The sequence below is a fragment of the Tsuneonella deserti genome (genome assembly GCF_014644315.1).
Lineage (GTDB): Bacteria > Pseudomonadota > Alphaproteobacteria > Sphingomonadales > Sphingomonadaceae > Tsuneonella > Tsuneonella deserti.
The window spans coordinates 75280-98665 of sequence record NZ_BMKL01000001.1; the positions used below are offsets into that span (position 1 = coordinate 75280).

At 64.2% G+C, this 23386-nt stretch carries 14 protein-coding genes; 12 read left to right on the top strand and 2 right to left on the bottom strand.

What is annotated here, in order from left to right:
* Window positions 1-122: 122 nt before the first annotated feature.
* Window positions 123-1562 (top strand): MFS transporter, encoded by a 1440-nt coding sequence (locus tag IEW58_RS00350; protein ID WP_229658348.1) that lies wholly within the window; start codon window positions 123-125, stop codon window positions 1560-1562.
* A 20-nt stretch (window positions 1563-1582) separates the two neighbouring features.
* On the opposite strand, the gene IEW58_RS00355 is transcribed toward IEW58_RS00350, so the two are convergent.
* Window positions 1583-2818, bottom strand: a complete 1236-nt coding sequence (locus IEW58_RS00355) for an MFS transporter (RefSeq protein ID WP_188643311.1) — start codon at window positions 2816-2818, stop codon at window positions 1583-1585.
* A gap of 49 nt (window positions 2819-2867) precedes the next feature.
* The gene (locus IEW58_RS00360; protein ID WP_188643312.1) at window positions 2868-4373 is read right to left on the bottom strand and encodes a tryptophan halogenase family protein; all 1506 of its coding nucleotides are present in this window, start codon (window positions 4371-4373) and stop codon (window positions 2868-2870) included.
* A 231-nt stretch (window positions 4374-4604) separates the two neighbouring features.
* On the opposite strand from IEW58_RS00360, the gene IEW58_RS00365 reads away from it, so the two are divergent.
* The 11 genes from IEW58_RS00365 to IEW58_RS00415 all read left to right on the top strand — a co-directional run bounded on the left by IEW58_RS00365 (window position 4605) and on the right by IEW58_RS00415 (window position 23194).
* A complete protein-coding gene (locus tag IEW58_RS00365) occupies window positions 4605-7757 on the top strand; it encodes a TonB-dependent receptor (protein ID WP_188643313.1) in 3153 nt (1050 codons plus the stop codon).
* Between the two features lie 277 nt (window positions 7758-8034).
* The gene (locus IEW58_RS00370; protein ID WP_188643314.1) at window positions 8035-9090 is read left to right on the top strand and encodes a LacI family DNA-binding transcriptional regulator; all 1056 of its coding nucleotides are present in this window, start codon (window positions 8035-8037) and stop codon (window positions 9088-9090) included.
* Between the two features lie 125 nt (window positions 9091-9215).
* Complete coding sequence (locus IEW58_RS00375) at window positions 9216-11693, top strand: glycoside hydrolase family 3 protein (RefSeq protein ID WP_308419243.1); 2478 nt, start codon at window positions 9216-9218, stop codon at window positions 11691-11693.
* Between the two features lie 23 nt (window positions 11694-11716).
* Window positions 11717-13009, top strand: a complete 1293-nt coding sequence (locus IEW58_RS00380) for a sugar MFS transporter (RefSeq protein ID WP_188643315.1) — start codon at window positions 11717-11719, stop codon at window positions 13007-13009.
* A gap of 155 nt (window positions 13010-13164) precedes the next feature.
* The gene (locus tag IEW58_RS00385) at window positions 13165-13959 is read left to right on the top strand and encodes a glycoside hydrolase family 16 protein (RefSeq protein WP_229658349.1); all 795 of its coding nucleotides are present in this window, start codon (window positions 13165-13167) and stop codon (window positions 13957-13959) included.
* Between the two features lie 50 nt (window positions 13960-14009).
* Window positions 14010-15449 (top strand): glucose-6-phosphate dehydrogenase, encoded by a 1440-nt coding sequence (gene zwf / locus IEW58_RS00390; protein ID WP_188643317.1) that lies wholly within the window; start codon window positions 14010-14012, stop codon window positions 15447-15449.
* Window positions 15442-17256 (top strand): phosphogluconate dehydratase, encoded by a 1815-nt coding sequence (gene edd, locus IEW58_RS00395; protein WP_188643318.1) that lies wholly within the window; start codon window positions 15442-15444, stop codon window positions 17254-17256. The genes zwf and edd overlap by 8 nt, the downstream gene beginning before the upstream one ends.
* Window positions 17256-18227 carry a glucokinase gene (glk, locus tag IEW58_RS00400; protein ID WP_188643319.1) on the top strand — a complete coding sequence of 324 codons (972 nt, stop codon included), beginning with the start codon at window positions 17256-17258 and terminating at the stop codon, window positions 18225-18227. The genes edd and glk overlap by 1 nt, the downstream gene beginning before the upstream one ends.
* The gene (gene eda / locus IEW58_RS00405) at window positions 18224-18838 is read left to right on the top strand and encodes a bifunctional 4-hydroxy-2-oxoglutarate aldolase/2-dehydro-3-deoxy-phosphogluconate aldolase (protein ID WP_188643320.1); all 615 of its coding nucleotides are present in this window, start codon (window positions 18224-18226) and stop codon (window positions 18836-18838) included. The genes glk and eda overlap by 4 nt, the downstream gene beginning before the upstream one ends.
* On the top strand, window positions 18835-21606 hold the full coding sequence (locus IEW58_RS00410; RefSeq protein WP_229658350.1) for a phosphoenolpyruvate carboxylase: 2772 nt from the start codon (window positions 18835-18837) through the stop codon (window positions 21604-21606). The genes eda and IEW58_RS00410 overlap by 4 nt, the downstream gene beginning before the upstream one ends.
* Window positions 21607-21736: 130 nt before the next feature.
* Window positions 21737-23194: a helicase HerA domain-containing protein gene (locus IEW58_RS00415; RefSeq protein WP_188643322.1), complete on the top strand. Its 1458-nt coding sequence runs from the start codon at window positions 21737-21739 to the stop codon at window positions 23192-23194.
* Window positions 23195-23386 lie beyond the last annotated feature (192 nt).

Here is a 23386-nt window from a genome sequence, read left to right on the forward strand (position 1 = left end):
ACAGATTTTGGATGATAGCGTTATCAGAACAGGCCCGCGGAGTGCGGAAGCGGACGGCAGCGTTTTGGGGCGGATCGGCGGCCATTTCGCTGGGTGTGCTTCTGCACCTGCCAATGTTGGCGATGGCGCACCGCATGGGCAATCACCTCGTCGGAATGGCCATGGACGGCGGAATGCTCGCAGGCATGGGCTTGATCGCCGTGGGCGCGGTGCTGGCAACCTATGGCGCGCTGCCCGCTCGCAGGCCCATTCACGGCGACCTTGCGCGCACGAGCTTCGAAGCGCCCGATAGGACGCCTCTCAATCGATGGCACGCGGCCACGGTTGCAGTGCTGATACTGGGCCTGGTCATCGACGTGATGAAGCCGGCCACACTCGGGTTCGTGCTGCCTGGCCTGACTGCCGAATATGGCATCTCGCAAAGCCAGGCCGCATGGTTGCCGACCGTCGCGCTATTGGGCACGACGATCGGCTCTTTCCTCTGGGGCTGGATCGCCGATGCCTTCGGACGGCGGGTGGCGATCATGCTGTCCACCATCCTGTTCGCCGCGACCGCGATCTGCGGCGCGATGCCGGCGTTCGGCTGGAATCTTGTGATGTGCTTCCTGATGGGCGCGTCCGCGGGCGGAATGTTGCCGGTGGTATACGCTTTGCTTGCCGAGATCATGCCGCCCCGGCACCGCTCATGGGTGCTCGTTCTCGTCGGCGGCACCGGCTTGATTGGCGGCTACCTCGCGGCAAGTGGCGCGGCACTCCTGATCGAACCGATATTCGGATGGCGGGCGTTGTGGCTCCAGGGTTTTCCGACGGCGCTGCTCTTGCTTGCGCTTAGCCGCATGATCCCCGAATCGCCTCGTTTCCTGGACGAGGAGGGGCGCCTGGAGGAGCTTGCGGATCTCGAGCGCAAGTTCGGTCTCCAGCCAGTTCCCCGCCCCGTGGCGGAGGCGCACACGGGCGCTTCCCATGAGCCGGGACACCGCTATTTGATCACTGCGCTCGTGATAGCGGCGCTTTGCTGGAGCCTCGTCAATTTCGGTCTGCTACTATGGCTTCCGACGGATCTTGCCACGCGCGGTTATAGCGTCGAGGTAGCGAGTGGCATTCTTGCCCGATCGTCGCTCCTGGCCTTGCCCACGATTGCACTTGCCGCTTGGCTGTATGCGCAGGTCAGCAGCAAGTGGACCCTTGTTGCGATGATCGTCTTGACGGCGGCGGGATTGGTGGGCGCGTTGCTGCCGGCCCCGTGGCTGTCGCAGGAACCTGTCCTTGTAGCGGTCATCGCGGTCCTGATCGTCGGCACCAACGGGACGATCGCGGTACTGCTCCCTTATACTGCGGAGAACTATCCGCTGGGCATGCGCGGTCGCGCGACTGGACTGGTGGCGGGCAGCAGCAAGTTCGGCGGCGTCGGAGTCCAATTGGCGGCCCTTGCCGGCTTCATCCCCACTCTGGTTGGAGCCGCTGCCGTATTGATTGTGCCGGCGGCCGTCTCTGCGGGAATGATTGCTTGGGCGGGACGGGAAACCCGCGGCCGGAGCTTACGAGAGCTCGAAGCGGAATAAGCCGGGCTCTGGCCTCGGGGTCATCTTACGCGCCGGATTGCGAGGATAAGCCCTGCGGAAAGCAGCGCGGCCACGGCCGAACCCGAAAAGAACAGCTCGATACGGCTACCTGTCATATCCATCCGCAGCGAAGCGAGCGCGATCGCCGGGGCGACTACCGCCGGGATCGTGTTGGCCAGGTTCATCAATCCGAGCAGGGCTCCCCGCCTCGAGCTTGGGCCGATGAGCTGCGCTACCAGCGCCAGGTCGATGGCGAGGAAACCGGACAGGGCGAGTTGAAACAGCGCATAGGCCCCCAGGAAAACCGGCCAAGCCGTCCCGGCGCCCAACAGCGCAAGGCAGGTTGCCACCCCGGCTGCAGCCACCGCTAGCGGCCAGCGACGGGCGCCGATCCGGTCGGATAAGCGCCCAGCTGCTACGGCGCCGACGATCGCCACGGCACTCGCTGCGAGCGAGAGCACGGCGATCGCCCCGCTCGCGCTGCGCCCGCCCGCCCAGTTCCCATCGCTCTGGACGTTGTGGGAAATCAACAGGAACAGGAACCCGATCACGAACGCCGAACCCAGCTGAACGAGGAAGCGCGCCATCCACGCCAACGCAAAGTCGCGGCCGATGGAAAGCGCCGATCCGCCGGTCGGGCAGGGCAGATCCGAGGATTCTCCCGGGGCGGGGCGAAAGTTCCACAAGAGCAGCAATGGTGCGATGCTGGCGGCGGCCAGGATGCCGTTGGCGATGAACGCCGATGGCGGAGCCTGCGGAAACTGCCATGCCAACAACGCGGTCGCCGCGGACGACAGCGGCAGGGCTGCATTCAGCATTCCTGCGACGGTGCCCTTCGATGCATCCGGGGTATAATCGGCCAGCAGCGTTCCCAGTGGAGCGAACGTGAGGTTGAGCGCGAATTGAAAGAACACCAGTGCGCCGGCGAGCCGGGGAACTGTGTCGGCCAGCCCAAGAATGACGAAGCTGGCGAAAAGAGCCATGACCCCGAACGCGATTATTCCCCGACGATCCCCGTAGGCGGCGAACCAACGGTCGCCCAGGTATCCGCCGGCCACGTGCGCCACGCTGGCCACGATGGCCCCGCCGAGGAGCAGCCAGCTCAGCACGATAGCCGACTGGGGACCCGCAATCGCTTCCACCCTCCGTGGCAGCAGGAACACCAGCAGCGGCATGAAGGCAATGTGAGTGCCAAGATAGGCGAGTGGAAACGTCCAGGCCTCCCGCGAGCGCCCCTGCGCGCCCCGCCCGCTCATGAACGTGGTGCCGGCGCCGGGTCGCCAGGGCGGATGGAGCTGCGTGAAATCAGACGTCCGCGGGGCAATAGGCCTTCACGAACTGTTCGTGGGCGGGCATTGCGTTGACCATGTAGCGGATCGACTGCTCGATACCGTCGATCTCGCGCTTGAGGTCGCTGCCACCCAACCGGTCAGTCATCGGGTTGTGCCCCTCCATCGCGATCCCCTGGCCCATCATCACGGCCGCCCAACTGGTTTCGGTGAATAGCTCGTCTTCCTCACGGAACACCTGCCCTGTCTGACGGAACAGTTCGATTTTTTCCTCGAGGGTGTCCGGAATGCTCATGTTGCGACAGTAATCCCAGAACGGCGAATCGTCACGCGATGTCGCCTTGTAATGCAGGATGATGAAGTCCCTGATCCGGTCATACTCTCGCCCGCTCAGGCGATTGAACGCATTCTCCTGCGTCGGCGTGATTCCATCCAGCGACAAGACCGAGACGAGCTTGGTGATGGCGGTATTGACCAGGTGGATGGAGGTCGATTCCAGCGGCTCCATGAATCCGGCCGCAAGGCCAATGGCCACAACGTTGCGGTTCCAGAACTTTTTGCGCCGTCCACTGACGAAACGCAGGAAATTCGGATCCGCCAACGGCTTTCCTGCGAGGTTCGCCAGCAGGATGTCGAGCGCTTCCTGGTTCTCCATGAACTCGGCACAATAGACGTGGCCGTTGCCGTTGCGGTGCTGGAGCGGGACCTGCCACTGCCAGCCCGCGCTCCAGGCGGTCGAGCGAGTGTACGGCGCCGGCGGGCTGCCATCGTCGCGGTTGCACGGGATCGCCACGGCGCGATTGCAGGGGAGCCAGTGGCTCCAATCCTCATATCCCGTCTCGAGCGCCTGCTCGATGAGCAGGCCGCGAAATCCCGAGCAGTCCACGAACAGGTCGCCATCGATGTGTTGGCCGTCGTTCATCGTCACTGAACGCACGAACCCGCTCTCGCCGTCGAGCGCCACGTCCACGACCATTCCTTCGCGCCGCACGACACCGCGCACCTCCGCATATTTGCGCAGGAGTGCGGCATAGCGTCCGGCGTCGATGTGATAGGCATAGTTGATCGGCGGAAGATCGGCCGGGTGATCGTCGGCCGTGCGGGCGAACCGCTGGAACATTGCCGCCATTGTTTCGGCATTGAACACCTGGATCGGACGCGGATCGCCCTCGCTCCGCAGCTTGTGCCACACGTGGTGGAAGGAGATGCCGTCGATTTCGTAGCCGTACGCACCGAACGGATGAAAGTAGTTATGGCCCTGCTTGCCCCAGTTCACGAACTGAATGCCGAGCTTGAAAGTGCCCTTGGACGCCGCGAGCATCTCGCGCTCGTCGATTTCCAGGAGCTTGTTGAACTGGACAAACGGCGGGATGGTCGCTTCGCCCACGCCGATCGTGCCGATCTGCTCCGATTCGATCAGCTCGATGGAGAGGTCGTGCCCCGCCTTCAGTCGCGATAGTGCGGCGGCTGCCATCCACCCCGCCGTACCGCCGCCGACGATCACAATGCGTCTAATAGCCATGGTCAGGACCCTGCATGTTCGGGCGCGCCATGACTACTGTCGGCCGCCTATGTGAACGATCATATTCTCGCTTGTGAACGCTAACAAGAGCGGATATGTCGGGGGCAATCTGGGGCGAAAAGCTAAATCCGCCACCAGTCATCAGGGGAGGGTAGATTGGCGGTACGCAGCGCGAGTTTCGTCGTTGGTTCACGGCGCATCCGGGTATTGAGCGCCGCGTCTGCCATTGCAATGGCTGCGGTACTCGGCGGCCCCGTCATGGCGCAGGAAGCCGACCAGGTCGATGACCCTAACCAGGCAAAGCAGTCAACCACGGGGACGGTTGAGGCCAGCACAAACGAGACGGACAATGGAGACGATGGCGAGATAGTCGTCTCCGGCTTCCGCGCCTCGCTCGAATCCGCGCAGGGCATCAAGAGAGACGCCGACACCGTAGTCGACGTGATCACGGCCGAGGACATCGGCGCTCTTCCTGATCGCTCGGTCGCCGAGGCGCTCCAGCGCGTGCCTGGCGTGAACGTCAGCCGTTTCGAGCAGCGCGACGACCCCGACCGGTTCTCGGTCGAGGGTTCGGGAGTCATCATCCGGGGCTTGCCCTTCGTCCGCTCTGAGCTGAACGGGCGCGACATCTTCTCGGCGAACGGCGGACGCGAGTTGTCGTTCAATGACGTGTCGCCCGAGTTGCTCGGCCGCATCGAGGTGTTCAAGAACGTCACCGCCGACATGATCGAAGGCGGCATTTCCGGTACGGTCAACCTGGTCACCCGCAAGCCGCTCGACAGGCGCGGTCTGCATATCGCGGGCACGGCGGAAGCCAACTACGGCGATCTTGCCAGGAAGTGGTCGCCGGGCTTCTCGGTGCTCGCTTCAAACACCTTCGACACTTCGATCGGCACGTTCGGTATCCAGCTGGCCTATGCGCAATCGGAACTGCGCACCCGAACCGATGCCTCGCAGATTACCGATCCGTGCTATCGCCAGCCGTCCCTTGATGGGCCGTGCCTGCGCATCCAGCCGGTCGGCTCTGGCGGGATTTCGGGCGACTTCAATTTCGATCCGGATAATTTCCCGCCGGCCGGATCGGTCATTGTCCCCAAGGGCGCCGGCGTGCGCACGACCGATCTCGAGCGTGACCGGAAGGCCTATTCGGGTGTCCTTCAGTGGGAGAGCCTCGACGGCAGCGCGAAGGTCACCGCCGAATATTTGCGCGCGGAGACCGACGCGCGGCTGAACGAGCACGCGATCCTCGCGCTCGTCAACGACGACGGGCTGTTCCCTATTCCCGCGGACACCTGGACCTTCGACGACAACGGAATTTTCCAGACCGGCACCCTGACGCAGGCGCAGCCGTTCAACGGCGGCCGCGGCATCCCTACCGAAATCCTCCGCTTCCAGCGCGAAGACGCCGCGTGGACGCAGGACATGTCGCTGCGGATCGAGCTCTCACCGACCGACCGGCTGCACTTCAATGCCGAGGTCCAGTACATCGACTCTGACCGGACCGAGCAGGGCCTGATCTCGGCCATGCAAACCTATACCGACGTCAAGATCGATGCTTCGGGCAACACCCCCATCGTACAGTTCCTGCAGCCGTCGACCACGGATTCTCCGGCAGGCTACTTCAACGATCCCAGCAAGACGTTTTACTGGTTCCTGATCGACAACCAGGTGCACAACGAAGGGGACCTCCTGACGGTTCGGGCCGACGGGCACTACGACCTGTCCGACACGGGATTCCTCCGCTCGGTAAGTTTCGGTGCGCGCTGGGGCGATCGGAACCGGGTCACGCGCAATGCCAATTTCTCCAATTGGGGCAACCTCGGTGCGCCATGGACCGGGCGTGGCGGCAACTGGAACTGTGCAGACTTCCAGGCCTTCGGTTGCGGCGGCGCCTACGTCGCCGATTTCCCGAACTATGCGCAGGTCCAGAACCCGTTCGGAAACGATTTCCAGCGTGGCGCGGTGCCAGTTCCCCTTGGTAACGGTTCTGCGTTCTTCTTCGGCGGCGACGACCAGGTTGCCGAGTACCTCAGCGGCCTCACGCAACAGCAGGCCGACGAGATCACTGCGTTCACCCTGACTCCCAATGCATGGCACCAGATTTCCGATCGCGGCAACGTGGTGCCTGGCCTGCCTTGGACACCGGGTGAGATCAACCAGGTGCGCGAAAGCACAAATGCCGCCTATCTGAAGGTCGATTTCGGCAGCGAATTCGGCAACGGGATGGAACTTAGCGGCAACATCGGGCTGCGCTATGCCGAGACCGAGTACAAGACCGGCGGCCAGATCGCCTATCCGGATCCCACTTTCTTCGACAAGGACAACAACGGGACCGTCACCCAGGAGGAAATCGCCGCATCGTGCGCAACAGTTCAGCCTGGGCAGGCGGCACCGGGCTACTGCAGCTTGTCGCCCGCGCGCCAGGCCGAGTTCGCAGAGGTGTTCACCGGCGAGGTCGTGCCCGACAATTCCAACATCACGTTCCATAACTGGCTGCCAAGCTTCAACGCGAAGCTTGATGTCGGGAATGGACTGCTGTTCCGGGTAGCGGCGTCCAAGGCCATCTCCCGTCCCGACATGAACGCCTTCGCGACCGGCGGACAAATCTTCGAAAACACCGGAAACCTGCTGGCCGGGGGTACGCTCGCCACAGGCCCGCTGTTCCAGGTATTCACGGGCAACCGGCTCCTGCGACCGATCCAGTCATGGAACTATGACCTTTCGGTCGAGTGGTATTTCGACCGCGTTGGTTCGATCACGGTCGCGGGTTTCTACAAGGATCTCAAGAGCCTGGTTAACTTCGGGCAGCAGGTTCGCACCTTCACCAGCCCGAGCGGCGTCACCACCGAGGTGGCCGTAAACGGGCCCGTCAATGTCGACGAAGGCAAGATCAAGGGAGTTGAACTCGCCTATCAGCAGACGTGGGACTTCCTGCCTGGTCCGCTTTCCGGTCTGGGTGGCCAGTTCACCTATACCTACGTCGATTCCGACCTCGGCAACTCTACGCTGGGCGCGCAGCAAAGTCCGTTTGCGGGCGGTCTGCCGCTGGTCGGCATTTCCAAGCAGACGGTCAACGCGGTCCTGTTCTACGAGAAATACGGGTTCTCGGCGCGCGCAGCATACAACTGGCGCTCAAAGTTCCTGCAAACCCCGCGCGATGTGATCTTCCCGTTCTCGCCAATCTACGGCGAGGCAACCGGGCAACTCGACGCATCGCTGTTCTACGACGTAACCCCGCACATCAAAGTCGGGGTACAGGGGGTAAATCTTCTCGATGAGGTCACCCGCACCAGCCAGGTGATCGACTTCGACGGCACCCGGGTCACCAGATCGGCATTCCGGAACGACCGACGCTATACTTTCCTGGCACGCTTCGAATTCTGAGGATCACCAGGTCCCATTTTATAAACCAATGGGCCCCTGCCAACGCGGGGGCCCATGTTGTTTGCGGCCTGGCGCATTGGCGGACGATGTTCGCGGCAACAGGGCAACGCGGGCTGCTCAGGCAGGCGCATGTGACGATTACCGCATTTCCTGAATTGGTCCGCCGCAGCAGCCCCCTACACCGGTCGGTCGCCGGCAAGGATTTCAGGGTTTTAATCGCCGGCGACAGAGCTACACCATTGTCTTCGAGGGCAGGGGCATTCGAGGGAATTCAACGATGAGCCGGCGGCGGGCGGGGGTCACGATCAAGCACGTCGCAGCAGATGCGAAAGTCTCGCTGCAGACCGTCAGCCGGGTCATCAACAATGAGCCCAACGTGCGCCCGGAGACTCGTTCCCGGGTACAGGCTTCGATCGACAAGCTTGGCTACGTGCCGCTGATCGCGGCCCAGCGGCTCAGCGGGCGGCGATCCTATCTGATCCTCGTTCTTAATGACCGCGATCGCACGATCGCCGACTGGAAGGCGCGGCAGGGCGGTGACTGGGTCAACCAGATGCTGCTTGGGGGAATGCTCAAGGCATCAGAGCACGGCTATCGATTGATTCTCGAACTCGTCGATACGCACAGCGACCAGATCGAGCGTGAACTCGCAACCACCATCGGCGCACTCCAGCCGGATGGAGTGATCCTTACGCCTCCCCATTCGGAAAACGCCCAGATTTGCCAGCTGCTGGAATCGCACGGCATTCCCTTTGTCCGAATCGGCGCCGCCGGCGACGGGCCCGGTTTCTCGGTCACGATGGACGATGCCGGATCGGCCCGCGAGGCGACCGAGCACCTTATCGGGCTTGGTCACCGGCGGATCGGCTTCATCGCCGGCTTGCCCGAATATAGCCTCAGCGCCTGGCGGGTTGATGGCTGGAGGGCTGCGATGGCCGATGCGGGTCTCCCTTGTGAGGATCTGCTTGTCCAAGGTGATTTCGGTTATCAGTCTGGTATCGAAGCCACTAACCGGCTGCTCGCGCTCCATCCTCGGCCTACCGCCATCATCGCCAGTAACGACCAGATGGCGCTCGCAGCACTCGAAGCTGCGCGCAATATGAAGCTGGATGTCCCCGGCAGCCTGTCTCTCGTCAGCTTCGACAATACCCCGGTGGTCCGCTTCATTCAGCCCCCTCTGACCGCGGTGGATCAGCCCATTGCGGAAACCGTTGCGAAAGCTGTTGAGCTCCTGATTGCCGCGGCGCGAGGAGAGCCATCACATGGGCCGGAAGTCGTCCCCGGCCATCTTGTTCCGCGTGAATCCACGGGCCCAGCACGTCCGACTGGCTGACCCGCCGAGTGCATCGGAAAGCCAACGGCGGCGGTCCATCTTACGCGCTTGCCTTACTGCGCCGAAACTGTCACCACAGCGCTTAATGATAACGTTCCCATAGGGACGTGAGGGGAGAATTCTGCGTGGTTGCACGGTGGTTGCGCGGGCTGGGGATCCCGGCGTTTGCAGCGCTCACGCTGACAGGCTGCGCCGGCGTCCAGTCGAGCACGGCATCAGCGCCTGTTTCGGTTTCGGGCCAGGTGCAGGAGGCGGTCGCAAACCCATCGCTCTGGCCTGCCGCGCATAGTCCGGTCGAATTCAGCGATCAGGCAACCGAAGCAGAAATCGGTCGCCTGCTCCAGACCATGACCCTGGAGCAAAAGGTCGGCCAGTTGATCCAGGCCGACATCGGGTCGATCAGTCCCGATGATCTTGAGCATTACCCCCTTGGCAGCATCCTGGCAGGCGGCAACAGCGGTCCCAACGGAAACGAACGCGCATCCGCCGAACAATGGGCGCGGCTGGTCGGGGATTTTCGCGCCGCTTCTCTTCGTCCCGCTGCCAATGGGATCGCCGTTCCGATCATCTTCGGGGTCGACGCGGTGCACGGCCACAACAACATTCCCGGAGCCACGATCTTCCCGCACAACATCGGCCTGGGCGCGGCGCGCGATCCCGATCTGGTCCGGCGGATCGGGGAAGCCACCGCCGCGGAGGTTGCCGGGACCGGTATCGAATGGACTTTCGCGCCCACTCTCGCGGTCCCGCAAGACACGCGCTGGGGCCGCACTTACGAAGGATATTCCTCCGATCCGCAACTCGTCGCCCGCTACGGCGCGGCGATGGTCGCGGGCTTGCAAGGGCATCTTGTCTCGGGTCGCCCGCTGGCGCCTGAACATGTCGCGGCGACGGCCAAGCATTTTCTTGCCGATGGGGGCACCCGCAATGGCACGGACCAGGGCGATGCGGCGATTTCCGAGGCAGAGCTTATCGATCGGCATGCGCAAGGCTACCCGGCCGCCATTGATGCCGGAGCGCTGACTGTCATGGCCAGCTTCTCGAGCTGGAACGGCGTCAAGAATCACGGGAACGAAAGCCTCCTGACCGGGGTGCTCAAGCAGCGCATGGGCTTCGAAGGCTTCGTGGTCGGTGACTGGAACGGCCATGGCCAGGTGCCGGGTTGCACACCCGTCGATTGTCCGGAGGCAATACTCGCCGGCCTCGACATGTTCATGGCACCCGATAGCTGGAAGGGGCTTTTCGACAGTACGCTGGCAAGCGCCAAGAAGGGCGAAATCCCGCTCGCCCGGATTGACGATGCGGTTAGGCGCATCCTGCGCGTGAAATTCAAGCTGGATTTGTTCGCAGGCGATGTGAAGCGGGGAGATACCTCGGCGGTGGGCGCACCTGCCCATCTGGCACTCGCTCGCGAAGCAGTCGCAAAATCGCTGGTGCTGCTAAAGAACAAGGGCTCGGTCCTGCCGATACGCCCAGGTGCCCGAGTTCTGGTGGTCGGGCCGGCTGCTGACGACATAGCCATTCAGACGGGTGGATGGACTGTCAGCTGGCAGGGTACTGACGTCACACGCAAGGACTTTCCCAACGGCCAAACGGTCTGGGAAGCACTGGCAAAGGCCGTGCGGGAGGCGGGTGGGACGGTTGTCCTGGCGCCCGGAGATGCGCCAGCGGGCCAGTTCGATGTGGCGATCGTCGTATATGGCGAGACGCCCTATGCGGAATTCCAGGGTGACCGGCCGAACGTCGATTTCGTCGCCCAGGGGGACAAGCCCCTTGTGCTGTTGCAAGAATTGAAAGGGCGAGGCATCCCGACAGTTTCGCTGTTCCTGTCGGGCAGGCCGCTTTACACCAGCCCCGAACTCGAAGCCTCGGACGCGTTCGTGGCGGGCTGGCTGCCAGGCACGCAAGGCTCGGGCATCGCAGATGTCCTGGTCGCTCAAAATGACGGCAAGCCAAGGCGAGATTTCACCGGCACGCTGCCATTCGCGTGGCCAGCCGATTGCGGGGATGGAAGGACGATCCTGTTTCCGCTTGGCTTTGGCGGCAGCTATGCCCGCCCCCCGTCCGGGGCGACCCTCGATACTTCCTGTGTGACCGACGCCGGCTCCGCCGAAGGATTTGCGATCTTTGCCAAGGGCCTTGTCCAAGGCGTCAGCGCATCGGTATCGGGCAGCGCGCTACCGAACCTGGGCGGTCGCAGTGGTGAGGGGAGTTTCACCGCGACGGCGTTCGACGCCGCGGCGCAGGAAGATGCACGTGAGTTGACGTGGCTCGCCCCCGCCAAGCTACAACTGCGCTGGCCGTCGAAAGCCTTCGGGCGCGCCAGCGCGCTGCGGCTTCGTTTCTCCATCGATCAGCGACCTGCCGGCAAGATTACGATTTCGCCGCTGTGCGACGGATGCAGTCCGTCGGTGGATCTCACATCGACATTTGCCCTCGCAGAAGGGAAGGGGTGGCGCGAAGCCAGGATTCCCTTGCAATGCCTAGACACGGATAGGTTGGAAGGGCTGGAAGTCGCCGCCGTGGCGGGCTTCAGGATGAGATTGCAGGACCTGCGCATAATCCAGCAGGATAACGACGGGAATTGCCGCGGACCGTTTTAGGGCCGCGCGGGGGAGGAGATTACATGGCACTGGCAATCGACACGACATCCAGCACCGATCCGAACGCCGTTGTCGATGATGGCACGCACATCGATGCTCCGGGCCTCCAGTTCTTCGTGTTCGGTCTGTTCTTCATCTTCGGCGGAATCACCTCGCTCAACGATGTGATCATTCCCAAGCTGAAGGAACTGTTCACGCTCAACTACACGCAGGCGATGCTGGTCCAGTTCTGCTTCTTCGCGGCTTACGCAGTCGTGGGCATTCCGGGCGCCCAGCTGGTCAAGCGCCTCGGTTACATGCGAGGCGCCGTAGCCGGCCTGCTCACGATGATGGCGGGGTGCCTGCTGTTCGTCCCTGCAAGCCAATACGCGGTCTATGGCCTGTTCCTGTTTGCCCTCTTCGTCCTCGCGAGCGGGGTGGTCATCGTCCAGGTCGTCGCCAACCCGCTGATCAGCCTGTTGGGCCCGGTCAGGACCACGCACAGTCGGCTGACGTTCGCGCAGGCATTCAATTCGCTCGGCACCACGATCTTCCCCTATTTCGGCGCGATCCTCATCCTGGGCAGTCTGGCGACCGTCTCGGCCGACCAGCTTTCCGGACCGGAACTCGATGCCTACCGCACCGCTGAAAGCCAGGCGATCGTTCACGGCTACATCGGCCTTGCGGCCGCGCTCGCGGTCGTGGCGGCGGTGGTCTTCGCATTCCGCAACCGTTTGCAGGGGGAGCGGCACGAAGCCGCTGCCGCGCTCGGCGGGTTTGACCTGCTGAAACGGCCACGCTTCGGTTATGGAGCGCTGTGTATTTTCCTATACGTCGGCGCCGAGGTGGCGATCGGTTCGATCATCGTGAGCTACCTCATGCAGGTCGAAGTCATGGGCCTGGCGGAGCAGGAGGCGGGCAAACTGATTCCGCTTTACTGGGGCGGTGCGCTGGTAGGCCGGTTCATCGGTTCGGCGGTTCTGCGCATGGTCAGTCCGGGCCTGTTGCTCGCGACGGTCGCCGCCGGCGCGATCGTGCTGGTTACGATCTCGGCCAATAGCAGTGGCACGATCGCGGGCTACAGCTTGCTATCAGTCGGCCTGATGAACGCGATCATGTTCCCGACGATCTTCTCGCTGGCTTCCGAGAGGCTGGGTGCGCGTGCGGCCGACGGATCGGGCATCATCAACGTAGCCATCGCCGGAGGTGCCGTCGTTCCGCTCGCATTCGGCGCAATCGCCGACGCTACCGGCAGCCTGGCGGTTGCGCTCACACTGCCGGCGGTTTGCTACGCGGTGATCGCCGGCTTCGGCATCTTTGCGCGCAGGCCTGCCTGATTATGCGTTGCCGGCTGTCTTCAACCCGAACTGGGGCGGTTCGCATGTCCCGCATGCTTCGTTTGGCTGCCGCCGCATCCCTCACGTTAGTCGGGGGGTGCGTTACACCGCCGCCGGCATCGGTGGCCGGGGAACCAGGTGCTTCGGAACACCTGGTGTTCGCTGACGAATTCGACAGCGGCGCGCTCGACAGGTCGAAGTGGAACGTGGTCGGTCCCGACTTCTGGGTGAACCAGGAAGAGCAGGCTTACCTCGACAGTCCCGAGACCATCGGTTTTCTGCCTGCGGGAACGGTCGAGGGCGCTTCGAGCGGGGTGCTGGTGTTGCGGCCACGCTTCCGCCAGGGATTCGAAACCCCGTCGGGCCGCAAGGCTGACTTCGTTTCGGGTCGCATCAACACGCAAGGCAAGTTCGACTTCACTTATGGCCGGGCGGTCGCGCGCATCCGGATGCCGGCCGCGACCGGTGTGTGGCCAGCCTTCTGGCTGCTTGGTAACGGCAAATGGCCCGAGACCGGCGAGATCGACATCATGGAGTACGTCGGCGAGCGTGACTGGGTGGGCGTCGCCATGCACGGCACCGGCTATTCGGGCGAGACGCCGCTGGTGAACAAGCATTTCTTCGCACCCGGCACCGATGTAACCGACTGGCACGAATACGAGGCGGACTGGGGTCCCGATCGCGTGGTGTTCAAAATCGACGGGCGCCCGATCTACCGCGTTACCCGCAAGATGGTCGAATTCTACGACAAGTGGCGTTTCGACACGCCGCAGCACGTCATCCTGAATTTCGCAGTCGGCGGGATATATCCGTTCAAGACCAACGGGATCGAACGGCCGTACAAGGGGGTTCCGGCCGAAACCGTTGAACGCATACGTATGGGCGAATTGGCGATGGAGGTGGACTGGGTGCGGGTCTACAAGCAGGGTAATCCCGACGCCCGAGAGTAGTTTTTACTGGTGAAGACGCTTTCCATCACCCGCTGCATAGGTTCTCCCGCATGAATTTCTCTGCCGACCGCCTGTTGCTGTTCGGCGCGACGGGGGACTTGTCGCAGCGGATGTTGCTCCCCTCGCTGTGCGCTCTGGCGCATGACGGGCTGCTGGCGCCGGAACTCAAGATCGTCGGCACGGCGCGGTCGGAGATGAACGACGCCCGGTTTCGCAATTTCGCCCGCGAAGCGCTGGAGAGGCATCTTCCAGCCGGGCGCCGCGGCGGGCTGGCGGAATTTCTCAACCGCTTGTCGTACCAGGCGCTCGATGCCTCCACGCTGGAAGGCTTCGATGACTTGGCAAGAAAGGTCGGCACGCCCGGCCAGGGGCTGGCGATATTCCTCTCGACCGCGCCCAGCCTGTTCGAGCCGACCATCGCCGGGCTGAAGTCCGCCGGGCTGACTGGCGCCAACGTGCGGATCGGGCTGGAAAAGCCGCTGGGCACGAGCCTCGAGACCAGCCGCGAAATCAACGACGCGGTGGCCGCTGCGTTCAGCGAGGACCGGATCTTCCGGATCGACCACTACCTCGGCAAGGAAACGGTCCAGAACCTCCTTGCCCTGCGCTTTGCCAACCTGCTGTTCGAACCGATCTGGAACGCCAACTACATCGACCACGTTCAGATCACCGTGGCCGAAACGGTGGGTCTGGAAAGCCGTGTCGCATATTACGACGACAGCGGCGCGCTGCGCGACATGGTGCAGAACCACATGCTGCAGCTACTCGCGCTCGTGGCGATGGAACCACCGACCAGCTTCGATGCGACCGCTGTGCGCGACGAGAAGGTCAAGGTCTTGCGCTCTCTGCGCAAGGTGGGGGAAGGAGAGAGCGTCATCGGCCAGTATCGCGCCGGCGCCATCTCCGGACAGGCAGTGCCCGGCTACGACGACGAACTTGGCAAGGGCAGCGCAACCGAAACCTTCGTTGCGATCAAGGCGCACGTCGACAACTGGCGGTGGAAGGGTGTCCCCTTTTACCTGCGTACTGGCAAGCGCCTGCCGGAGCGGGTGACCGAGATCGTCATCCAGTTCCGCTGCGTGCCGTTTTCGATCTTCGAAGGCCGCGGCGCGAAGACCCAGCCAAACCGGCTGGTGATCGGAATCCAGCCGGAAGAGAACATCCATCTCTCGCTCATGGCCAAGGTTCCCGGACTCGACCGTGACGGGTTGCGCCTGCGCCCGGTGCCGCTCGACATCTCGATGCCCGATGCGCTGGCGGGGGCGGTTCATCGCATCGCCTACGAGCGGCTGCTTCTCGATCTGATCGAAGGGGAGCAAACGCTCTTCGTCCGGCGCGACGAGGTGGAAGCACAATGGGAGTGGGTCGATGCCATCCGTGACCTGTGGAACCGGACCGGGGTCGAGCCCAAGAGCTACCCGGCTGGCAACTGGGGGCCCAGTGCGGCCATCGCGCTCGCGGAACGCGACGGGGTAACCTGGCATGAGTGAACTGCACGACACCGTCCACCGGGTGACGAAGCGCATCACCGAGCGGTCCGCCGATAGCCGGCGCAGCTATCTCGACCTTATGGAGCGGGAAGGCGACCGCCATGCGGACCGCAACGTGGCGCTGGCATGTTCCAATCTGGCCCACGGTTTTGCCGCCACCGGCGAGGACAAGCCATCGATCGCCGCCCGCGCCGGTCCCAACATCGGGATCGTCACAGCCTACAACGATACCATTTCCGCTCATCAGCCGTTCGGCGCCTATCCGCCCCAGATGAAGGTCTGGGCGCGTGAGGTGGGGGCCACCTGTCAGGTCGCCGGCGCCACCCCGGCGATGTGCGACGGGGTCACCCAAGGCACCGACGGGATGGAGCTGAGCCTGTTCAGCCGCGACGTGATCGCGATGGCGACCGCGGTCAGTCTCAGCCACTCGATGTACGACGCTGTGGCCATGCTCGGCATGTGCGACAAGATCGTGCCGGGCCTGCTTATCGGCGGGCTGCGCTTCGGCTACCTCCCGACCATGTTCTTTTCGGCCGGAGCCATGCCGACCGGAATCTCCAACAAGGAAAAGCAGCGCGTCCGCCAGCTATATGCGGAGGGCAAGGCGACCCGCGCCCAACTGCTGGAGAGCGAGGCGGCGAGCTATCATTCGCCCGGCGTCTGCACGTTCTATGGAACCGCCAATTCCAATCAGATGATGCTCGATCTGATGGGGCTGTCGCTCCCGGGAGCGGCTTTCATCAACCCCGGCACGCCGCTGCGGCAGGCGCTTACCCGCGCCTCGGTGCACAGGCTCGCCGCGATCACCCGGTCGGGCAACGATTACCGCCCACTCGCCCGGTGCGTTGACGAAAAGTCGATCGTCAACGCCACCGTCGGACTGCTCGCAACGGGTGGCTCGACCAATCACGCGATCCATATTCCGGCGTTTGCCCGGGCCGCAGGGGTGCACATCGACTGGAGCGACATGGCCGAACTCAGCCGCGTGGTGCCGATGCTGGCGCGCGTCTATCCGAACGGCGCGGATGACGTAAACCATTTCCAGGCTGCCGGCGGTCTGGGCTTCGTGGTGCGCGAGCTGCTCGATGCCGGCCTCATTCACCACGACATCACGACCGTCCACGGCGAGAATCTTGCCGCTTACGCACTCGAGCCCTGGCTCGACGGGGAAACGCTGTCCTGGCGCGATCCGGGTCCCAGCGGTGACGAGACGATCCTGCGCGGGGCCGCGAACCCGTTTGCGCCCGAAGGCGGCATGCGGCTGGTGGAAGGCAATCTCGGCCGGGCGTGCTTCAAGACCAGTGCTGTCAGCGAGGATCACTGGACGGTCGAGGCGCCCTGCGCAGTGTTCGATGACCAGCACGATGTCGCCGAGGCTTTCGCGCGCGGAGAGCTGGACCGCGACGTGATAGTGGTGGTTCGGTTCCAGGGGCCACGCGCCAACGGCATGCCCGAATTGCACAAGCTCACCCCCGTGCTCGGTGTGCTGCAGGACCGCGGCTACCGTGTCGCGCTCGTCACCGACGGAAGAATGAGCGGCGCCAGCGGCAAGGTACCGGCGGCGATCCACTGCACGCCCGAAGCACTCGGCGGAGGACCTCTCGCGTACTTGCGCAACGGCGATATCGTCAGGTTGTGCGCGGAGAGCGGCAATCTCTCGACAAGCGCGGATTTCGCAGGCCGCGAGCCTGCCTCGATGGGCGAAAGCCAGCACGGCACCAGCCGCGAGCTGTTTGCGATGTTCCGCGCAGGCGCCGACTCGGCCGAGCATGGCGCGAGCGCGATGCTGGCTGCGGCGGGGCTGTGATGGAGTTGGTCTCCGTCGACATCGGCGGGACCCATGCGCGGTTCGCGATCGCAACGGTGGCCGACGATGGCACGATCGCCCTCGCCGAACCGGTTACACTGCACACCGAAGATCACGCGAGCTTTCAGACGGCGTGGGAGGATTTTCGTGCGCGCAACGGCGGAACCCTGCCGGATGCGGTGAGCATGGCGATCGCCGGTCCGGTAGGCGGTGAAGTGATCCGCTTCACCAACAACCCGTGGATCATCCGGCCCGCGCTCGTGAAGCCAAAACTGGGAGTCGAACGGTTCACGATCGTCAATGATTTCGCGGCGGTTGCGCACGCAGTGGCGCGGGCGCCCGATGACCATTTTCTCCATCTTGCCGGGCCCGATCGCCCGCTCGCGCCGACCGGCACGATCAGCGTGCTGGGCCCGGGCACGGGCCTGGGCGTCGCGCACTTGAGACGCGAGGGAGATGGTACTTATCGCGTCCAGGCGACTGAGGGCGGACACGTCGATTTTGCACCACTGGACGCCATCGAGGACGCTTTGCTCACTCGGCTGCGCAAGCGGCACAACCGGGTTTCCACCGAAAGGGTCGTCTCCGGACCTGCGATCGTCGACATCTACCAGACGCTTGCCGCGATGGAGGGACGCGCGGTCCTCGATGAAGACGACGTCTCGATCTGGACCCGCGGCACCAGCGGCGAAGACAGCCTTGCCGCCGCCGCGGTCGATCGGTTCTGCCTGTCGCTGGGAAGCGTTGCCGGCGACGTGGCGCTGGTCCAGGGCGGGTTCGCCGGGGTCGTCATCGCCGGGGGCCTGGGCTACCGCATTCGCGACACGCTGCTGCAATCGGGGTTCGCCCAGCGCTTCCGTGCGAAGGGACGGTTTGCCGAACTGATGGCGTCGATCCCGGTCAAGCTGATCGTCCATCCGCAGCCCGGCCTGTTCGGCGCGGCGGCGGCCTTTGCATCGGAGCACGCATGAACGCCATCGAACAGATCATGCGCACCGCGCCGGTCATCCCGGTGATCGTGATCGAGGATCCCGCTCATGCCGTGCCGCTTGCCGAGGCGCTCGTCGCTGGCGGCCTGCCGGTGCTCGAGGTGACCATGCGCACGCCTGCCGCGCTTCCTGCGATCCGCGCGATGAAGAACGTGGCCGGTGCCATCGTGGGCGCGGGAACGGTGACCAACGCCGCGCAGCTGGACGAGGCGCTGGAGGCGGGCAGCGAATTCATCGTCTCACCGGGATTGACCGAGCCGCTCGGCCGGGCGGCCAAGATGGCGGGTGTGCCTTTCCTCCCTGGCATCGCCACTGCGGGAGACATCATGCGAGGGCTCGATCTGGGCCTCAAGCACTTCAAGTTCTTCCCCGCCACTGCCGCGGGCGGGCTGCCCGCGCTCAAGGCATTGGCCGCACCCTTCGGCGAGGTCCGTTTTTGCCCAACGGGCGGCATCACCCTCGCCAGCGCGCCGGAATGGCTGGCGCTGGATCCGGTGTTGTGCGTGGGCGGAAGCTGGGTTTCGCCGAAAGGCGCCCCGCAGCGCGAAGAAGTGGAGCGGCTAGCCCGGCAAGCCGCAGCCTTGGGTCGGTGAAGACGGTTGCCGATCTGGTCGAGCGGCTCCAGGCGCTCCACCTGCGAACCGCGGAGACGCCGCTGTTCAACCCCCTGTTCCAGCTCTCCCTCGATCTTTCGCGTGAAATCGAGAGCGGGCAGCTTTCGCTCGACCAAGTCGAGGCAATGGTTGGTGAGCTGGAATGCACCGCCCTCAAGAGCCGGGCCGACCGCCTGCGTTGCCTGGTCGATCCGGCCGGCGCAGAGGACTCTCTCGAGGGACTGGTCGCCCAGGAGGCGACGTTTGACGAGTTCGCCTCACGCTGGTCGCGTCCCGTGCTGCACGCGGTGTTCACTGCCCATCCGACCTTTCTGCTCTCGCCTGCACAGGCCGACGCGGTAGCCCGCGCCGCCAGCGAGCCTGAGGGCGACTCCGATGCGGTCTGCGCCGTGCGCGCCGAACGTCCACCGATCACCCTCGACAGCGAGCATCGGCAGGCGATGGACGCGCTCGGCCGCGCCCAGGATGCGCGCGACCTGATTGTCGGCCGGCTGCTCGTTCGCGCAAGCCGGGAATGGCCGGATCGCTGGCGCGAATTCTCGCCGATGCCGTTCCGGTTCGCGACGTGGGTCGGCTACGACATGGACGGCCGGACCGATATCAAGTGGCACACCTCGGTGGCTTACCGGCTGGCCGAGAAGGCTGCCCGGCTGGCGCGTTATGCAACCTCGCTTGCTGCGATCGATCCTGCGCACCCGCTGCTCGGGCATCTCCGCCGCGCCGCTGATTACAGCGAGCAGCGGGCGGCTGATTTCACCGCCGAATTGACCGATCCGCCCGCCGTGTCAGCCGCCGCCAATCGGTTGACTGCGGACCATCCGGACAAGCTGTTGTCACTTGGACCGATAATCGGACAGCTGGAGGACGAGGCCGCCGACGTCGATGCGGCGCGCGCCGCCGCGCTGCGGACGCTTGCTGCAGCCATGCGCGCCGACGGGCTCGGCATGGGCTGGATTCATTTCCGGGTGAACGCCAGCCAGCTTCACAATGCCATCCGCCGGCGGCTGCCGAACGACGAGGAGATCGATCTCGGCAGCCGCGGTGCCATCGTAACCCTGCGGGAGATGCTCGCGGAAGCAGAGCCGCTGCGATCCAATTTCGCTGCGCTGGCGATCGAAAGTTCGACGGCGATCCGACAATTCCTGGCGATGGCGCAAATCCTTCAACATGTCGATGCGGACGCGCCGATCCGAATGCTCATCGCGGAGTGCGAGCAGCCCGCGACGGTGCTCGCCGCGCTCTATTTCGCGCGCCTGTTCGGGATCGAGGATAAAGTCGACGTCTCGCCCCTGCTGGAGACCGAGAGCGCTCTGGAGCACGGTGGTCGCCTGCTCGACGCCCTGCTCGCCGAGCCGGCATACCGCGACTATGCCCGTCGCCGCGGGCGGGTCGCGATACAGACCGGCTTCTCAGATGCGGGACGTTTCGTCGGGCAGATCCCGGCCAGCCTCGCGATCGAGCGCCTGCAGGGCCGCATGGCGGCGGCGATGGCATCGAACGGCCTGACCGATGTCGCCGCGCTTGTATTCAATACGCATGGCGAGAGCATGGGACGCGGCGCGCACCCGTCGAACTTCTCCGACCGGCTGGAATGGCCGCTCAGCCCCTGGGCGCGACAAAGGTTTGCCGAGGCGGCCATCCGGCTCGAACCCGAGGCGAGCTTCCAGGGCGGCGACGGATACCTGCTGTTCGCCAAGCCCGAGCTGGCACTGGCGACGCTGACCCGCATCGCTTCTCTGCGGCCGAACGAAGCGCAAGCCGATGCCGCTCGGGATCCGTTCTATGGCCAGACCGACCTCAGCCTCGATTTCTATCGCGCGATCAAGGAGCACCAGCACCAGCATCTCGAGAGCAAGACCTATGCCCGGGCGATCACAGCGTTCGGCCTCGGAATGCTGGTCGAAACGGGGAGCCGGAAATCGCGCCGCCAGTCTGATCTTGCGGGCGATCGCGACTTGTCGCTGCGGCAGATCCGCGCCATCCCGCACAACGCCGTCCTCCAGCAACTCGGGTACCCGGTAAACGTGATAGCCGGGTTCGGGACGGCTGCCGAAGGCGTCTATGACGAGATCGCCAGCCTGCTTGCCTCGAGTGCGCGGGGCCGGCAGATGGTCCGCCTCGTGCGCGCGGCCAACCGGCTCGCGAGCATCAAGACGGTGGCGGCGTACGGCGAGCTGTTCAATTCGGCCTACTGGGCCAGCCGTACCTATCGCGGAATGGAACAGCACCTTGCGCCGGCCTGCACCGCCTTGGCCGAATATCTTACGCAGGACGACCGGAACGGTGTTTTCCGACGTCTTGCCTCGCGCCTGCGGGTCGACGCGCTCAAGCTTCACCGACTGCTCGCGCTGATCCCGGAGGATGACACGTTCGCCGCGCGCGAGCAGGTGCGGCGCGAGATCGGCGTGCTTCAATCACTGCGTCTTGCGTTGCTTCAGCACATGTTCCTCAAGGCCGTCAGCATTCCCGCGTTCGCCCGCGCCAACGATATCAGCCGCACGGACGTTATCGAGATGGTCCTCACGCTACGTATCGACGAAGCCCTGGCACAGCTTCGCCGTGCCTACCCGGCCCAGGCCGCGCGGGCGGATGATTTCGACATCGAGGAACCTGGCGATTATCCGGATCGGGGGACTGAAGGCTTTGGCGCCATCCACCGCGATTACATCGACCGCATCGACTGGGCTCACCAGTTGAACCTGCGTATCGGAGTTGCGATCGCCAACCTGTTCGGGGCCCACGGCTAAAGTCTCGATTGCCCACCGTGGCGATGAATCACGCCAGAAGCCCCACCGACCCGGACCGCGGTCAGGCTAAAGCTGCGGAAAACCCTCGGATTCAGCGTGAGTGCATCGGTCAGGTTGCTACGGGGGCAGGGTGCAGAATCAGATCGATCTTGGCTCCGACAGCGCCGGTGCGCCTGTCTACCTCGACGTAGAGGAACTGCTCGCCACGCGGTTGCTGGTGCAGGGGAACAGCGGTTCGGGCAAATCCCACCTGCTCCGCCGGCTGCTGGAGAAGAGCGCTGGCATCGTTCAGCAGATCGTGATCGATCCCGAAGGGGACTTCGTAAGCCTGGCCGAGGCGTTTGGTCACGTGGTGATCGACGGAGCCGCCTACCCCGATACCGAAATCGTCCGGCTCGCTGCGCGGGCGCGCGAACACCGCGCCTCCATCGTGCTGGCGCTCGACGGGCTGGAAATCGAAAACCAGATGCGCTGCGCAGCGCTGTTCCTCGACGCCCTGTTCGAAGCTCCGGACAAGCATTGGTATCCCGCTCTCGTCATCGTGGACGAAGCGCAGCTCTTCGCGCCCTCCGCGGCAGGGGAAGTCAGCGACGAAGCTCGCCGAACCTCTCTCGCCGCGATGACGAACCTCATGTGCCGCGGTCGCAAGCGCGGTCTCGCCGGAGTGATCGCGACTCAGAGATTGGCGAAACTGGCGAAGAACGTGGCCGCCGAAGCGTCCAATTTCCTGATGGGCCGGACTTTTCTCGATATCGACATGGTCCGCGCTGCCGATCTGCTCGGAATGGAGCGACGCCAGGCGGAGCAGATTCGGGATCTCGAACGGGGACATTTTCTCGGCCTCGGTCCAGCGATCAGCCGCCGTCCCGTGGCAGTCCGGATCGGGAGCGTAGAGACCCGCGCCAAGTCGACCGTGGCGGGCCTGCCCCCTCCACCCGCAGCCAGCGGGCAGGACATGGCTGCGCTTCTCCATGCGCCGCCGGAAGAGCCGCCGGCCCAGCCCGACTTGTGGAGCATGGCGCAGCCCGCGCGTGTGACGGCCGCTTCGCTCCAGGACCGTATCGAACGGCAGGCAGCCCCCGCAAACATTCCTGCTGAGGTGGAATTGTCGCAAGAAGAGGCGGACGCGGTCGCGCGCGACGTACTGTGCGAAATGTCCGGGGAGGAAGGATGCACGTTCCTTCCCTCAGCTACCCTGTTTCAGGATTTTACGGTCCGGTGCCGGATGCGCGGCCTGAAGAACCACGGCCTCGATGCGGCCCAGTTTCGCAGGAGTTTCGCGCAGGCCGTGGCAGGTCTCGATCCCCATGCGCCGGACGAGCATGAGGAGCAGCTTCTGGGATTGGCCAATGCAATTCCGGAAGAGTTGCTCACACCCTTCCTGGCGATCGGGAAGGCGGCCCTTGGAGGCAAGCCTTGCCCTGACGACGAGACCTTGGCGGTGCTTTATGGCACCAGGTCGGTCGGTCGTGCCCGGCGCATGCTTGAACATCTTGAGCGAAGCGACCTCGTGGTCGTCCGGACAGACTTGGCGGGCCGTCGCTCGGTAGCGATACCGCGGCTCAACGTGGCGACGCCGATGGCGTAGCCCAGCGTCTTCAGGTCATCCTGACATTCTGCCTCGCTCGATGAGCGCACAGATGACCGCCCATGGCCCCAATCGGCTCGCGAAACCAAAGACCGCTCCGCCAGGCTGGGTTTATTCCGCACGACAGCGTTCACAGCTCGCCGTGGGAGCGCCATCCTGCCGCACACAAGTCTCAAGTTTGGCGAGACGATT